This window comes from Micromonospora sp. NPDC048898 (assembly GCF_043198035.1).
Lineage (GTDB): Bacteria > Actinomycetota > Actinomycetes > Mycobacteriales > Micromonosporaceae > Micromonospora.
Genome location: NZ_JBICUF010000001.1, coordinates 269,752 through 283,272, shown reverse-complemented (window position 1 = coordinate 283,272; position 13,521 = coordinate 269,752). Strand labels below are relative to the sequence as shown.

Annotated in this window: 16 protein-coding genes; 8 read left to right on the top strand and 8 right to left on the bottom strand. The window is 72.0% G+C overall.

Features of this window, described 5'->3' with window-relative positions; translation table 11 throughout:
- Positions 1-62: 62 nt before the first annotated feature.
- Together ACGFIQ_RS01440 and ACGFIQ_RS01435 are read right to left on the bottom strand one after the other, a co-directional pair.
- Positions 63-824: a hypothetical protein gene (locus ACGFIQ_RS01440; RefSeq protein WP_393237587.1), complete on the bottom strand. Its 762-nt coding sequence runs from the start codon at positions 822-824 to the stop codon at positions 63-65.
- The gene (locus tag ACGFIQ_RS01435) at positions 821-1,327 is read right to left on the bottom strand and encodes a SigE family RNA polymerase sigma factor (protein ID WP_393237584.1); all 507 of its coding nucleotides are present in this window, start codon (positions 1,325-1,327) and stop codon (positions 821-823) included. The genes ACGFIQ_RS01440 and ACGFIQ_RS01435 overlap by 4 nt, the downstream gene beginning before the upstream one ends.
- A 478-nt stretch (positions 1,328-1,805) precedes the next feature.
- On the opposite strand from ACGFIQ_RS01435, the gene ACGFIQ_RS01430 reads away from it, so the two are divergent.
- The 3 genes from ACGFIQ_RS01430 (at position 1,806) to ACGFIQ_RS01420 (ending at position 4,446) form a co-directional block, all read left to right on the top strand.
- Entirely contained in the window at positions 1,806-2,459 is a 654-nt protein-coding gene (locus ACGFIQ_RS01430; RefSeq protein ID WP_393237581.1) for a matrixin family metalloprotease, read from the top strand.
- Between the two features lie 194 nt (positions 2,460-2,653).
- Entirely contained in the window at positions 2,654-3,181 is a 528-nt protein-coding gene (locus tag ACGFIQ_RS01425; RefSeq protein WP_393237578.1) for a hypothetical protein, read from the top strand.
- 329 nt (positions 3,182-3,510) lie between these two features.
- A complete protein-coding gene (locus ACGFIQ_RS01420) occupies positions 3,511-4,446 on the top strand; it encodes a DUF2332 family protein (protein WP_393237575.1) in 936 nt (311 codons plus the stop codon).
- A gap of 91 nt (positions 4,447-4,537) precedes the next feature.
- On the opposite strand, the gene ACGFIQ_RS01415 is transcribed toward ACGFIQ_RS01420, so the two are convergent.
- Together ACGFIQ_RS01415 and ACGFIQ_RS01410 are read right to left on the bottom strand one after the other, a co-directional pair.
- Entirely contained in the window at positions 4,538-5,479 is a 942-nt protein-coding gene (locus tag ACGFIQ_RS01415) for a MerR family transcriptional regulator (protein WP_393237572.1), read from the bottom strand.
- A gap of 47 nt (positions 5,480-5,526) precedes the next feature.
- Positions 5,527-5,679, bottom strand: coding sequence for a dihydrofolate reductase family protein (locus ACGFIQ_RS01410; RefSeq protein ID WP_393240263.1), 153 nt, complete (start codon positions 5,677-5,679; stop codon positions 5,527-5,529).
- 59 nt (positions 5,680-5,738) lie between these two features.
- On the opposite strand from ACGFIQ_RS01410, the gene ACGFIQ_RS01405 reads away from it, so the two are divergent.
- Both ACGFIQ_RS01405 and ACGFIQ_RS01400 read left to right on the top strand, forming a co-directional pair.
- Positions 5,739-5,993 (top strand): DUF5522 domain-containing protein, encoded by a 255-nt coding sequence (locus ACGFIQ_RS01405; RefSeq protein ID WP_393237569.1) that lies wholly within the window; start codon positions 5,739-5,741, stop codon positions 5,991-5,993.
- Positions 5,994-6,091: 98 nt separating this feature from the next.
- On the top strand, positions 6,092-6,640 hold the full coding sequence (locus ACGFIQ_RS01400) for a hypothetical protein (RefSeq protein WP_393237566.1): 549 nt from the start codon (positions 6,092-6,094) through the stop codon (positions 6,638-6,640).
- A gap of 21 nt (positions 6,641-6,661) precedes the next feature.
- Here the strand turns inward: ACGFIQ_RS01400 and ACGFIQ_RS01395 are convergent, their stop codons facing one another.
- Positions 6,662-7,351, bottom strand: a complete 690-nt coding sequence (locus tag ACGFIQ_RS01395; RefSeq protein WP_393237563.1) for a metal-dependent transcriptional regulator — start codon at positions 7,349-7,351, stop codon at positions 6,662-6,664.
- 100 nt (positions 7,352-7,451) lie between these two features.
- On the opposite strand from ACGFIQ_RS01395, the gene ACGFIQ_RS01390 reads away from it, so the two are divergent.
- The 3 genes from ACGFIQ_RS01390 to ACGFIQ_RS01380 are packed head-to-tail and all read left to right on the top strand — an operon-like array spanning position 7,452 to position 12,122.
- On the top strand, positions 7,452-8,312 hold the full coding sequence (locus tag ACGFIQ_RS01390) for a sulfurtransferase (protein ID WP_393237560.1): 861 nt from the start codon (positions 7,452-7,454) through the stop codon (positions 8,310-8,312).
- Positions 8,313-8,360: 48 nt separating this feature from the next.
- On the top strand, positions 8,361-9,542 hold the full coding sequence (locus tag ACGFIQ_RS01385) for an acetoin utilization protein AcuC (RefSeq protein ID WP_393237557.1): 1,182 nt from the start codon (positions 8,361-8,363) through the stop codon (positions 9,540-9,542).
- Positions 9,543-9,566: 24 nt separating this feature from the next.
- Positions 9,567-12,122, top strand: a complete 2,556-nt coding sequence (locus ACGFIQ_RS01380) for a GNAT family N-acetyltransferase (RefSeq protein WP_393237554.1) — start codon at positions 9,567-9,569, stop codon at positions 12,120-12,122.
- A gap of 10 nt (positions 12,123-12,132) precedes the next feature.
- Here the strand turns inward: ACGFIQ_RS01380 and ACGFIQ_RS01375 are convergent, their stop codons facing one another.
- From ACGFIQ_RS01375 to ACGFIQ_RS01365, 3 genes are read right to left on the bottom strand one after another with little or no spacing between them, the layout of a single operon-like run.
- Complete coding sequence (locus ACGFIQ_RS01375) at positions 12,133-12,540, bottom strand: VOC family protein (protein WP_393237551.1); 408 nt, start codon at positions 12,538-12,540, stop codon at positions 12,133-12,135.
- The gene (locus ACGFIQ_RS01370) at positions 12,537-13,043 is read right to left on the bottom strand and encodes an SRPBCC family protein (protein WP_393237548.1); all 507 of its coding nucleotides are present in this window, start codon (positions 13,041-13,043) and stop codon (positions 12,537-12,539) included. The genes ACGFIQ_RS01375 and ACGFIQ_RS01370 overlap by 4 nt, the downstream gene beginning before the upstream one ends.
- Positions 13,040-13,417: an ArsR/SmtB family transcription factor gene (locus ACGFIQ_RS01365; protein ID WP_393240260.1), complete on the bottom strand. Its 378-nt coding sequence runs from the start codon at positions 13,415-13,417 to the stop codon at positions 13,040-13,042. The genes ACGFIQ_RS01370 and ACGFIQ_RS01365 overlap by 4 nt, the downstream gene beginning before the upstream one ends.
- Positions 13,418-13,521 lie beyond the last annotated feature (104 nt).

The following is a 13,521-nucleotide window of genomic DNA, read 5'->3' as shown; positions in this document are numbered from 1 at the left end:
ACCGGGGCATGCTGCGGCTCGTCGGGATCGGTGCCGCCGATGGGCGGAGGCGCAGGGTGCTGTCACCGCACGGATGTGCGGCGAGTTGGCGTCGAGGCCGGTGTCAGGGCGCGCTGCGCCGTCGCGGCCTGCCGCCAAGACTGCGCCGCCGGCTGGTCGTAGTAACGGGTGAAGCCACAACCCCAGGCGATGGCGTTGTCGAGAGCAGATCCTCCCTGACGAGGTTCACCGCTGACAAGTAACCGCGACCCAATCGCGTACGAACTGAAGGTCTCTGCCGTGGGATCGTGCGTTCCCGTCATGGGCGGGGCCATGTCCACAGCGACGTTGGCCGCTGTGCCACCCGAGAACCACTCGACGACGGCGAAGGTGACTCCCACGAGGTCCAGCTTGCCGATGCCGGAACGGTTGGATTGGGCTGGCCCGATGTTGACCACGACACCGTCGAACGCGAACGCTCGACCGGCGATGGCTTCCGGGGTGGATCTCTCCGTGCAGCTGGCCGCGCCACCGTCCGGCAACGGCCCGGACCGGTCCTTCGTCGGGTTGTCCCGGTCGGTCGCCGGGGAGGGTGACGGAGCCGTCAGGCTTCCCCCATTGGCCGAGTCGTTTCCGCTAGTCGTGCGTTCACCGACGACTTCTGTGGCAAGGACGCTGCCGCCAAGGGCGAGGGTTATCGCTGCGGCAACACCGAAGAGCCTGACGTTACGCGTCCTGCGCTGCGCCGACCTGGCCGCGCGAAGCAGATGGTCCACCGGCGCGGGCCTGACGGGTACCCCGTCTGCGAGCCGTTCGAGCAGTCGGCCGGCTTCCTCGTCGTTCATGCGTGACTCCCTCCGTGCAGGTCGGACATGTTGGCATCGGCGGACAGTTGCGTCAGGGCCCGGGACAAGCGGCTCTTGACAGTGCCAGGGGCGATATCGAGGGCCTCGGCGATCTGCTGGTCGCTCAGATGTGCGTAGTAGCGGAGTACGACCACGTCACGATTCGCGCGGCTCAGGCCGGCAAGCGCACGGCTCACCGCATCGGCGGCGTCCACCCTGGTGGTGGCGTCTGCCTCCGCTTGTTCGGGCACGGCGGCCGCGGGTATCTCGCCCCACCATCTTCGTCGACGACTGTCGCGATAGGCGTTCACCAGGATGCGGTAGACGTAGGCCTCCTGGTCATCCGCCTTCGTGACCTTGTGCCAGGACACGTAGCAACGCAGGAGAGTCGTCTGGGCCAGGTCCTCCGCGTCCGGGATGCTGCAGCCCAGCAGAACAGCGGCGCGAACGAGAGCAGGCCACCGCTTGCTTGCGTACGCGGAGAATTCCTCATCTCGCTTCACACTGCCCCCAGTCGGATTCGGCTGCCTCTACTACTTAGACGGACTACCGGACCCTTTTGGGTCCATGCCGATTTCGAGGCCGGAAGTTCGAGGTGGCGCACGCGGCCGGGCGATCGAGGGTCGACCCCAGTGCCTCGGATCGATGCCCCCACGAGGCTGGCCCAGGCGCAGCTTTGCTCTACCGTGACCGGCGGCCTCGCGTCAACCAAGAAAAGGTGAACACCGAACGTATGGGCGAAACGAGCGCGTCATGGTCGACCGGGTGGACCCGGTTCCGCAGACGCTTTTTTGATTGATATTGACAGGCGGCATTGTTGCCACATAGCGTCGCTTCTGGCAGGCGCGCGGTGGAGGAATGCGCGGGGCGAACGGGGGGCATTCAGCCTGCCTGGCTGTCGACTCAATTGCGAAACCGGGCGCTTCGGCGCAGCGCCTCTCACGGCCCATCTTGCTGTCGTCTCGAAAGGTTGCTATGGCCATGTCCGAAGAAGTGGACCAGTGTCGGCGGCGGGACCGCCGCCGCCGCACCTCTGTCGCTTTGGTGATGCTGCTCGCGACCGTCGGTGCGATGGTGGTGCATCCGGAGTCGGCCTTCGCCAACAACTTTGGGTCGATCTGCGACAACGCAACCGATTGTGTGAGTCTCGCGAACAACTCCAATCACGCGGTGCGCTACGTCAACCTCTCCGACGAGGCGCCGCACGGAATCCCCAACATGACCGTCGCAGCCGACTGGGCCGTTACTCAGTACAACGGCACGGACTTGAACGTCTATCGGGACCAGTCCGATCCCCTGCCTGATCTCGAGCTGCACGATTACAACTATGGCCCGACCGGGTGGGTTGGCATTGCCAAATGCCCCGCGACCAACACGGGCACGGGCGGCAGTCACCCGAACCGGTGGTGCCGAGGGCAGCAAAACATCTACAACGGTAATTACTACTGGTACGACTACGGCTATTTCGATACGGACTATCAGCGGCGGGTGGTGTCCTGCCACGAGATGGGACACTCGGTAGGCCTGCGACACAACGTACTGACGACGAACAGTTGCATGTGGACGTATGTCACCGAGGCCACCGGGTCCGTTCTCAGTCAGCACGACAAAGACCACATCAACGCCCGTTACTGACGTCCGCAGGGGTGAGAATTGTGAGAAAACCACTGGTCCTCGTCGGGCTGACCTTGGCGTCCGTCGCATTGGTCGCCTGTCAGCAGAACGCTGTTCCCGTCGCGGCCCGGCCCGCCAGCGATGCCACTTCGACGTACGCCGCCTCGGCCGCTGACGACCTACGGTTCTTTGCTTCGCTCCGGCCCGGAGAGGGCGTGATCCTCAAGCGCCAGCCGCCGACCCTGGCAGCGGCGTACGACGAGGCGACGGCGACGGTGCTCGCCGAGGTCAAGGGAGTCCGCAAGGGCCGTGTGCTCAAGGACCTCCAGTGGGTTGCCGTCGAACTCCGGGTGATCGAAGTCCTGAGTGGCAACCTGCGTCCCGAACTCGGCAAGAAGGTGGACGTCGAGTTTCCGGTCGAGTTCCTGCCCGAACCGGTCGATCCGGTGGTCGACGCCATGCGCTCAACCCTGCCGAAGGGCCCGGCGGTGTGGCTGCTGCAGTGGGAGGGTTCGCTGGCGACACCGACGAAGCCCGGAGCGCCATCCAACCCGAGCGTCGACCTGTCGATGTACGTGACCGTGCATCCGAACACGGGAGTGTTCATCCAGGGACCACAGGGGGTGGTGGCCGCGACCGCCCAGGAGAAGCACGACGGTCTCTCGGCGCGAGGAGCCGAGGCGGAGGGGCAGCGCTTCGCGACGGTCAACGAGCTGGCCGATCACGTCCGACAAAATCGCTGACCGACATGCTCCGGTCCCGTCCGCTCGGCAGGCCACCTGCCGAGCGGGCGGCGCGAGATGCCGCGCATCGGCGGGCTTCCCGACGGCGAGCGGGTTCAGGCTGGGCGAACAGGGGCCCGTAGTTCGAGCGGAACATGTGCTCGCCCCATGTTCGGGGAGGTGGCGTGGGCGGCGTCACCCTCTGCGGCAAGCGCGACCGGCTGGCGGCCCCAGCGGAGTGGTTGGCGCTGCGCTGCCGGGTGATCTCCACGGCGAGGGGCACGACCGGCTCCCGCAGACCGAGGGGAATGGGGCTGAACTACCGAGGAACGGGCTGCGACGATGGGGGCATGACGACCGCTGAGGCGTACGCCGAGTTCGGCAGCCGCGAGGCGCGCGGGGTGTCGCCCACGTACGAGCGTCTGGCGCACGCCGTCGCCCACGACGACGCCCTGCTCGCCCTGCTCGACGGGCTGCCGCCGGCCAAGCGGCAGCCGAATCTGCTGTTCGGCGTCGTGCGCTGGCTCGGCGGCCCGGTCGACGACCAGGCTACGTTCCACGACTACGTGGCGACGCACTGGCCCGCCGTCGAGGCGGAGCTGCGCACCCGGGCCACCCAGACGAACGAGGCGGGCCGGTGCGCGGTCCTGCTGCCGCTGCTCGCCGCGTTGCCGCAGCCCCTCGCCCTGTTGGAGGTCGGTGCATCGGCCGGGCTCTGCCTCTACCCCGACCGGTACGCGTACCGCTACGGCGATCATCAGGTGGGCTCGGGTGAGCCGGTCCTGGAGTGCGCGGCCATCGGGTTGGTGCCGCCGAGCCGCGTACCCCGGGTGGTGTGGCGGGCTGGCCTGGACCTCAACCCGCTCGACGTGGCCGACCCCGGCGACGTGTCCTGGTTGGACGCCCTGATCTGGCCGGAGCACGCGCACCGGCGGGCCCGGTTGCGGGCCGCGGCGGCGGTCGCCGCGGCCGACCCTCCGCTGCTGGTCCGCGGTGATCTGGTGGACGACCTGCCGGCGCTGGCCGCCCGCGCGCCGGCCGATGCGACGCTCGTGGTCTTCCACAACTCGGTGCTCTACCAGGTGCCGTCGCCGCGCCGGGACGCGTTCGCCCGGCTGGTCGGTGAGCTGCCGGGGCACTGGATCGCGAACGAGGCACCGGAGGTGCTTCGGTACGACACGTTGCCCGAGCCGCCGAACGACGCGCTGCACAACGTCCTCGCGCTCGACGGAAAGCCGCTGGCCTGGGCCAGGGGCCACGGCCAGGCGATGACCTGGTTCGGCTGAAGCCGCCCAGCCGCCCAGCCGCCCAGCCGCCCAGCCCCCCCCGGCCGGCCAGCCGCCCAGCCGCCGAAGCCGCCCAGCCAGCCCAGCCGGCTCAGTGCACCGGTTCGGGCCTCCGGGCGTGCAGGGCCCGGATGAACCAGTCCACCGCCGGCGCTGTCGCATCGCCCGTCGACCAGCCGTTGAGCACCGCCAACAGGTCGAGGTAGCGGTCTCGGCGGGGATCGTTGGCCGGCACCAGCCGGTCGAGCAATCGCTGACGCAGGTCGGCGTCGTCGGTGTGACCGTGCAGGCTCGCATACCGGCTGGTGACTGCCGCGACCACCGGATCGGCGGCCGGGCTGGTCGGGTCGAGGCCGGCCGCGAGGGCGGGGGCCACCGCGTCCCGGACCACCGCGACGGCGTCCGGGCGGGGCAACCCCGGGACGTCGTGGTCGGCGGCGTGTTGCCGCGCCAGCTGCCGCATCCGTGCCCGAAAGTCGGGGTCCCGGCACACCTCGGCCAACTCCAGCCACGCCTCGACCTGCTCCGTGGTGGGGTCGTCGGGAAGCTCCGGTGTCATCGAGACGAGCACACCCGGGTACGCGGGCTGGTCGCCGAGGCCGGCGAAGACGCTGGCCAGGAAGTCGGCCACCAACTGCTCCCGCTCGCGTGTGCCGAGCTGGGCCAACCGGTGCAGCTCGTCGACCTCGGCCGGGCCCGATCCGCGCCTCGCCGCGACGGTGAGCACCGCCTGGCGTAGCCGCAGCACCCGGATCTGCACCGCCAACGCCTCGGCGTGCGCCGCGGCCACCTCGGGCAGGGGCACTTCGCGGTCCACCACCCGCCGGATGGCGGCCAGGTCCACGCCCAGGTCACGCAGCGTCCGGACCAGCTCCAGCCGGGCGACCGCCGCGGCGTCGAAGAGGCGATAGCCGGTCGGGCTCCGGTCCGTCGGTGGCACGATCCCGCTGTCGGCGTAGTACCGGATGGTCTTGACGCTCAGGCCGGTGCGCCGGGCCAGCTCGCCGATCGTGTACCGCTCTGCACCACTCATGCCCCCACCCTCGCGTCTCCCCCCGCTGGAGACTCAAGCGACAGACGTCAGCGTGCCCGCTCGTGGCGGAGCAGGACCACACCGTTGCCGAAGACGCGGCTCTCCGTGAGCCGCAGCCCGGTCGGGGCGTCGGCGTCGGGAAAGAGTCGGCGACCCCGTCCGAGCAACACCGGGTGGACGTAGATCCGGTACTCGTCGATGGGTACGGTCGTCGGGTCGCCTCTAGACTGCTGCGCGTGACGCGGAAGGACTGCTGCTGGTGACCGGGGAGCGACGCCCCCTGGCGGGTCGGCCGCTCACCGAGCCGCACCCGTCCCGGTTGTCGCCCGCGCACCCCGACCGGGCCTTGGTCCTCGCCGCGCACGCCGCCGCGCTGGCCGCCGGCGAGGCCGGCTACCTCGACCCGGCGAGCGGGTTGTTCGTGCTCAGCGCCGGGTTCCTGGCCAAGCGCGGCACCTGCTGCGGGCGCGGCTGCCGGCACTGCCCGTACGTGGACGATCCACAGTCGGAATAGGCGTCAGCGGGGGCTTCCGCCCGACACCGACACCCCGTACGGTGTCCGACGGACATCTGGCGGGCGCCTTCCGCCGTCGGTCGGCGAGAGGGTGGAGCGTGCGCGGGCGGATCGTGGTCGGAGGGCTGGCGGGGCTGCTGGTGAGCGGCTGCGCCGCCGAGGCCGAGCCGGTGGCGGTGCCGCCGCCGGTGCCGATCGCGGTGGAGGTGGCGGCGGCCTCCTCGGGCGGTGCCTGCCGGCTGCTGGACTTCGCGGTGACCGAGCAGGTGGTGAAGACGCGCTTCGACGTGGCGGCGGCCAGCGAACAGGGCGACACGCACGCGTGTGTGCTCCGGGCCGGGGGTGCGGCGCTGCCGGAGCTGACGCTGAGTGTGTCCGAGACCACGATCGACAAGGCCACCTTCGCGGCGGACGTGGTGCCGGACAAGGCGGCGAAGATCACCGGGCTGGGGCAGCAGGCGTACCGGCGGACCACCGCCGCGGCGAGCGGGCACGGGCCGGTCGCCGAAGTGGGTTGGCTGGCCGCCGATGGGCGACTGGCCACGTTGAGCTGGACCGGCGCGCGTGGCAGCGAGCGCGCGGCGGCGGAGAAGCTGACCGGTGACCTGGCCGCGCTGGCCAAGAAGGTGGACACCCGGGCGCTGTGACGCGCCCGGGCGGCCGGTTGGTCAGCTGGCGGCGACGAAGACCCGGGAGGCGACCTCGCGGGGCAGCCGCACCCGGTCGCCCGACCGGTCGATCGACACCCCGTCGCGCTCCTGCGCCACGGTCACCGTGACACCCGGGTCGACACCGGCGGCGTGCAGTTGACGCAGCACGTTGGCGTCCTTCTGCACGCTCTCGCAGATCCGGCGGACCACGACCGGCCCGGAGAGGCCGGGGAAGGCCAGGTTGCGCTCGCCCTCGGCGGCCTCGGTGGCCTCCTCGGCCGGCGAGCCCAACTCCTGTAGACCCGGGATCGGGTTGCCGTACGGGGAGCGGGTCGGCCGGTTGAGCAGGTCGTACACCCGCTTCTCCACCGCGTCGCTCATCACGTGCTCCCAGCGGCAGGCCTCCTCGTGGGCCTCCTCGTAGGGCATCCCGATGACGTTGACCAGCAGCAGCTCGGCGAGGCGGTGCTTGCGCATCACCGACACGGCGCTGGCGCGGCCCGGTGCGGTGAGTGTCAGGTGCCGGTCGCCCTCGACGGTGAGCAGGCCGTCGCGCTCCATCCGGGCGACGGTCTGGCTCACGGTCGGGCCGCTCTGCTGCAGCCGTTCGGCGATCCGGGCACGCAGCGGTGGCACCCCCTCCTCTTCCAACTCGAGGATGGTGCGCAGGTACATTTCGGTCGTGTCGACCAGGTCGTGAGACTTCATAACGTCAGCGGCCCTCCGGTGCACGATGCTACCTCGGGGAAGGGCCAGCGACCGCCGCCGAGCCGTGAACCATTGGCACGAATGGTGTTGGATGGTCGTCATGTCCGGTACCCAGGAGCCGTTGGTCGAGGTCGACCGGCTCGCCGCCGAGCTCGACCACGCCGATCCGCCCACCCTGCTCGACGTCCGCTGGCGGCTCGTCGGCCCGCCCGGCCGCGACGACTATCTCGCCGGCCACCTGCCCGGCGCGGTCTTCGTCGATCTGGACACCGCGCTCTGCGGGCCGCCGGGTGCCGGCGGTCGACACCCCCTTCCCGACCCGGAGGCCCTACAGGCCGCGCTGCGGGCCGCCGGCGTCCGCGCCGGTCACCCCGTGGTGGTGTACGACGGCGGCGACGGCCTGGCCGCGGCGCGGGCCTGGTGGACGCTGCGGTGGGCGGGGCACCGACCGGTGCGCCTGCTGCACGGTGGCTACCCGGCCTGGGTCGCCGCCGGCCGACCCGTCTGCACCGACGCGCCCGCCCCGACCCCCGGCGACGTCGAGGTACGTCCCGGTGATCTTCCGGTGCTCGACGCGGGGCAGGCCGCCGAGTTGGCCGCCGCGGACGACGCGGTGTTGCTCGACGTGCGGGCGGCACCCCGCTACCGGGGCGAGGTCGAGCCGATCGACCCGGTCGCCGGACACGTGCCGGGAGCGGCGAACCTGCCCGCCGGCGAGTACGTCGGCCCGGACGGGCGCTTCCTGGCCGCCGACGTGCTGGGTGAGCGGTTCGCCGCCGCCGGGGTGACCGGCGCGCGGGCCGTCGGGGCGTACTGCGGCTCCGGGGTGACCGCCGCGCAGGCGGTGCTCGCGCTGCACCTGGCCGGCCGCACGGACGCCGCGCTCTACGTCGGTTCGTGGAGCAACTGGGTGGCCGACCCGACGCGTCCGATCGCCTCCGGGCCGACATCTGGGCGCTGACCAGCGCGTGCGGTGGGTCGGTGACGGTCCTCGTGCGACGATGGGCGCATGTCCGACGACACGGTGGTGGTGTGGGACGAGTCGCTGCTCGCCTACGACATGGGTGACCATCCGCTCGACCCGGTCCGGGTGGAGCTGACCGTCGCGCTGGCCCGTGCGCTGGGCGTCCTGGATCGGCCCGGGGTGCGGATGGTCAAGCCGGAGCCCGCCGACGACGCCCTGCTCACCCGGGTGCACCACCCGGCCTACCTGGCCGCGGTGCGGGCCGCGCCCCGCGATCCGCTCTTCGCCGGGTACGGGCTGGGCACGTCCGACAACCCGATCTTCGACGGGATGCACGAGGCCAGCGCGCTCATCACCGGCGCGACGGTGGCCGCCGCCGAGGCGGTCTGGCGTGGCGACGCCCGGCGAGCGGTGAACGTGGCCGGTGGCCTGCACCACGCGATGCCCGCCCGCGCCGCCGGGTTCTGTGTCTACAACGACCCCGCGGTGGCCATCGCCCGCCTGCTCGACCTGGGCGCGGAACGGATCGCGTACGTGGACGTCGACGTGCACCACGGCGACGGCGTCCAGGAGGTCTTCTGGGACGACCCCCGGGTGCTCACGGTCAGCCTGCACGAGACTCCGCTCGCCCTCTTCCCGTACACCGGTTTTCCGGACGAGACGGGTGGGCCGGGCGCGCAGGGCAGCGTGGTCAACATGCCGCTGCCGCCGGGTGTCGACGACACCGGTTGGCAGCGGGCGTTCCACGCCATCGTGCCGTCGGTGCTGCGCGCGTTCCGGCCGCAGGTGCTCGTCACCCAGTGCGGCGCCGACGGGCACCGCCTGGATCCGCTCGCCGACCTCAACCTGACGGTGGACGGGCAGCGGGCCACCTACCTGGCCATGCGGGCACTCGCCGACGAGCTGTGCGACGGCCGGTGGGTGGCCACCGGCGGCGGCGGGTACGCGCTTGTCGAGGTGGTGCCCCGGGCCTGGACCCACCTGCTGGCCGTGGCCACCGGTGACCCGGTCGACCCGGCCACGCTCACCCCGCCGGGCTGGCGGGACCTGGTCGTCTCCCGCCGTCTGGGCCGGGAGGTGCCGCTGCGGATGACCGACGACGCGGACCCGTCGTACGAGCCGTGGCAGCCGACCGGCGAGCCGACCGCCGTGGACCGGGCGATCGCGGCGACCCGCAAGGCGGTCTTTCCGCTGCTCGGGCTCGACCCGCACGATCCGCGGGACTGAGCCGGGCGGGGGAGGGTCGCGCCGGTGACGACAGTGGACCAGCCGGTGGACGTGCTGCTCAGCGACGGCAGCACCGTCCAGTTGCGACAGATCGAGCCGACCGACGCGCCGGGCATCGTGGCGATGCACAGCAGGTTCTCCGAGCGCACCCGCTACCTGCGGTATTTCTCCCCGTACCCGCGCATCCCGGAACGGGACCTGATCCGGTTCGTCACCGTCGACCACCACGACCGGGAGGCGTTCGTGGTGCTCGCCGCCGACCGGATCGTCGCGGTCGGCCGCTACGAGCGGCTCGGCCCGCAGGCGCCGGACGCCGAGGTGGCCTTCGTGGTGGAGGACGCCTACCAGGGCCGGGGCATTGGTTCGGTGCTGATGGAGCACCTGGCCGACACCGCCCGCCGCAACGACATCATGAGTTTCGTCGCCGAGGTGCTCCCGGCCAACGGGACGATGCTGCGGGTCTTCGCCGACTTCGGTTACCAGGTCCAACGCGAGTACGCCGACGGTGTGGTGCACCTGAGCTTCCCGATCGCGCCCACCGAGGCCACGCTGGAGGTGCAGCGCGGCCGGGAGCACCGCACCGAGGCCCGTTCGATCGCCCGGCTGCTCGCTCCACGCGGCATCGTCGTCTACGGTGCCAGCGCCACCGGCCAGGGCGTCGGCGCGGCGGTGCTCGGCCACCTCCGCGACGGCGGTTTCACCGGTGCGGTGGTGCCGGTGCATCCGAGCGCGGCGACGGTGGCGGGCCTGCCCGCGTACCCGTCGGCGGTCGACGCCGGGACGCCACTGGACCTGGCGGTGGTGGCGGTCCCCCCGGAGGCGGCGACCGCGGTGGTCGCCGACGCCGCGGCCGCCGGGGTGCACGGTCTGGTGGTCATCTCGGCCGGCTTCGCCGAGGCCGGCGCCGAGGGCGCGGCCACGCAGCGGGCGCTGGTCCGCGCGGCGCACGCCGCCGGCATGCGCGTCGTCGGCCCGAACTGTCTGGGCGTGGCCAACACCGACCCGACGGTACGCCTCAACGCCACCCTCGCCCCGGCGTTGCCGCCGGCCGGCCGGGTCGGCATCTTCAGTCAGTCAGGTGCGTTCGGGGTGGCGCTGCTCGCCGAGGCGGACCGGCGTGGCCTCGGGCTGTCCAGTTTCGTCTCCGCCGGCAACCGGGCCGACGTCTCCGGCAACGACCTGCTGCAGTACTGGCAGGACGACCCCGGCACCGACGTGATCATGTTGTACCTGGAGACCTTCGGTAACCCGCGCAAGTTCGCCCGGCTGGCCCGGCGGATCGGCCGCGTGAAACCTGTCGTCGCGCTCGCCTCGCCGGCCCGCCCGATCGGGGTGGGTGACACCGCCGGACCGGACGAGGTGGCGGTGGCGGCGCTCTTCGCCCAGTCCGGGGTGATCCGGGTGGACACCGTGCCGGAGTTGCTCGACGTGGGTGTGCTGCTGGCCAACCAGCCGTTGCCGGCCGGTGGCCGGGTCGGTGTGGTCGGCAACTCGTCGGCTCTGACCGGTCTGGCCGCCACCGCCTGCGTCGGGCAGGGCCTCACCGTGGCCGAGGGCTATCCCCGCGACGTCGGGCCGAGTGCCGGTGCCGTCGAGTTCGCGGCCGCTCTCGCACAGACGGCCGGCGACGAGCGGGTGGATGCCCTGGTGGTGGTCTTCGCCCCGCCGCTGCCGGGCCAACTGACCGAGGTGGACGCCGACGTGACCGCCGCGCTTCCGGCGGCCCTCGCGCTGGGCAAACCGACAGTGGCGACGTTCCTGGTCGGGCGGCTGCCGCCGGGGGTGCCCGCGTACGCCGGGGTGGAGGAGGCGGTCCGGGCCCTCGCCCGGGTGCACCGGTACGCGCAGTGGCTCCGCCGCCCGCCCGGGGTAGCGCCCGAGGTGCCGGGCGTCGACCGGGTCGCCGCGCAGGCCGCGTTCCGCACCGACGCCACCGACGCGGGGGCGCTGCTGGCCGCGTACGGGATCGACGTGGTGGCGTCGGTGCCCGTCGACTCGGCGGACGCGGCGGTCGACGCGGCGGCACTGCTGGGCTATCCGGTGGCGCTCAAGGCGGCCGCCCCGGGGCTGCGGCACCGCCTCGACCTCGGCGCGGTCCGGCTCGACCTGCCCGACGAGCCGACCCTCCGTCGGTCGTACACCGAGTTGGTGGCGGCCTTCGGCGCGGACGCGCTGGTCCAGCCGATGGTCCCGCCCGGGGTGGCGTGTGTGGTGGAGCTGGTGGAAGATCCGGCGTTCGGGCCGGTCGTCGGCTTCGGTCTCGGCGGGGTCGCCACCGAGCTGCTCGGCGACCGGGCCTGGCGGGCGGTGCCGTTGACCGACACCGACGCCGCCGAGCTGGTCGACGAGCCCCGCGCCGCGCCGCTGCTGCGCGGGCACCGGGGTGCCGCACCTGTCGACCGGGTGGCCCTGGCCGATCTGCTGCTGCGGGTGGGGCAGCTCGCCGACGAACAGCCCCGTGTGCGGTCGCTGACCCTCAATCCGGTGCTCGCCCGCCCGGACGGCATCGCGGTCCTGCATGCGCAGGTCCGGACGGGCGGCGCGGCCGCCCGCCCGGACACTGGCCCCCGCCGCCTCTGACGGTGCCTGGTCAGGGCCGGCTGGAGATCTGCTGGACGCCCCAGGTGTTGCCGTCCGGGTCGGCGAAGAAGACGAAACCGACGTTGTCCAGTGGGTCCGGCACCGGCCGCGGGTTCTGTCCCACCACCTGGATCTCGCTGACCTCCACACCCCGCTCGACCAGCTCGGCGTGGGCCCGCTTCAGGTCGGGCACCACCAGTTGCAGGCCCCGGAGCGAGCCCGGCGGCATCTCCGGGACGACGCCCTTGCCGATCACGATCGAGCAACCGGAGCCGGGCGGGGTCAGCTGCACGATCCGCGCGTCGTCACTGATCACGGTGTCGTGGTCCACGGTGAAGCCGAGTTGCTCGGCGTAGAACTTCTTGGCCCGGTCCAGGTCGGTGACCGGCACGATCACCACTTCCAGCGTCCAGTTCACTGTTGCTCTCCTCGTGTCGTCGTTGGCGAACGCAGCAGGTCGGCGAGCCGGGTGAAGCTCTGCCCGACCCCCCGGGTCATCGGGTAGCGCAGCACGGTGTCCCGCCCCTGGGCGGTGGCGTAGCGCAGCGTGGTGGTGACAGTCGTCCGGCCGGCCAGTTCGGTGAACTCGTGGCTGACCAGCGTCTCGCCCGGGTAGGACTGGTCCTCGAAGAGCTCGGTGCAGACCAGCCGGCGCGGTGGCTCGATGTACCGGTACATCCCAGCCTGGACCATCCGGGCGCCCTGCGGGCCCTGCGACACGAACCGCCACCGGCCGCCGACCCGCAGGTCGACGTCGCACTCCACCAGGCTCCAGCCGCGCGCGCCGTACCACCGGACGAGCAGCTCGGGTTGGGTGAAGGCGGCGAACACCAGCCGCGCCGGTGCCTCGAACAGCCGGCTCAACACGATCTCCCGAGCACCCGGGGTGTGGACGACGAGCGGGTCGTCGACGCCGCTCACCCGCGCGGCCCGTCCGGTTGGGAGCGTCGGCGGTCGGCGTCGGTCTGGTCGACGGCCCGGAGTTCGTCGAGCAGCGCGTCGAGGCGCTGATAGCTTTCCGCCCAGTAGTCGCGGTAGTTGGCGAGCCAGGCCGTCGCCTCCCGCAGCGGGCGGGCCTCCAGCCGGCAGGGTCGGCGCTGGGCGTCCCGCCGCCGGCTGACCAGGCCGGCGCGTTCCAGCACTCGGAGGTGCTTGGAGATGGCCGGCTGGCTCATCGCGAATGGTTCTGCCAGCTCCGTCACGGTCGCCTCCCCGGCCGCGAGTCGGGCGAGGATGGCCCGCCGGGTCGGGTCGGCCAGCGCCGCGAAGGTCGCGTCCAGCAGCTCGGTGCCCACCACTTATAACCTCCTGGTTTTATAACCACATGGTTTTATCGTGAAGGGTGGCACCGGTCAAGCACCCGGACAGCATGGAAGGCCCCGGCGAACCGCCAGGGCCT

What these genes read in the sequence shown, in the direction of transcription:
- ACGFIQ_RS01440 (WP_393237587.1), bottom strand. Translation starts at nt 824, where the DNA reads ATGAACGACGAGGAAGCCGGCCGACTGCTCGAACGGCTCGCAGACGGG.
- ACGFIQ_RS01430 (WP_393237581.1), top strand. Translation starts at nt 1,806, where the DNA reads ATGTCCGAAGAAGTGGACCAGTGTCGGCGGCGGGACCGCCGCCGCCGC.
- ACGFIQ_RS01420 (WP_393237575.1), top strand. Translation starts at nt 3,511, where the DNA reads ATGACGACCGCTGAGGCGTACGCCGAGTTCGGCAGCCGCGAGGCGCGC.
- ACGFIQ_RS01415 (WP_393237572.1), bottom strand. Translation starts at nt 5,479, where the DNA reads ATGAGTGGTGCAGAGCGGTACACGATCGGCGAGCTGGCCCGGCGCACC.
- ACGFIQ_RS01395 (WP_393237563.1), bottom strand. Translation starts at nt 7,351, where the DNA reads ATGAAGTCTCACGACCTGGTCGACACGACCGAAATGTACCTGCGCACC.
- ACGFIQ_RS01390 (WP_393237560.1), top strand. Translation starts at nt 7,452, where the DNA reads ATGTCCGGTACCCAGGAGCCGTTGGTCGAGGTCGACCGGCTCGCCGCC.
- ACGFIQ_RS01385 (WP_393237557.1), top strand. Translation starts at nt 8,361, where the DNA reads ATGTCCGACGACACGGTGGTGGTGTGGGACGAGTCGCTGCTCGCCTAC.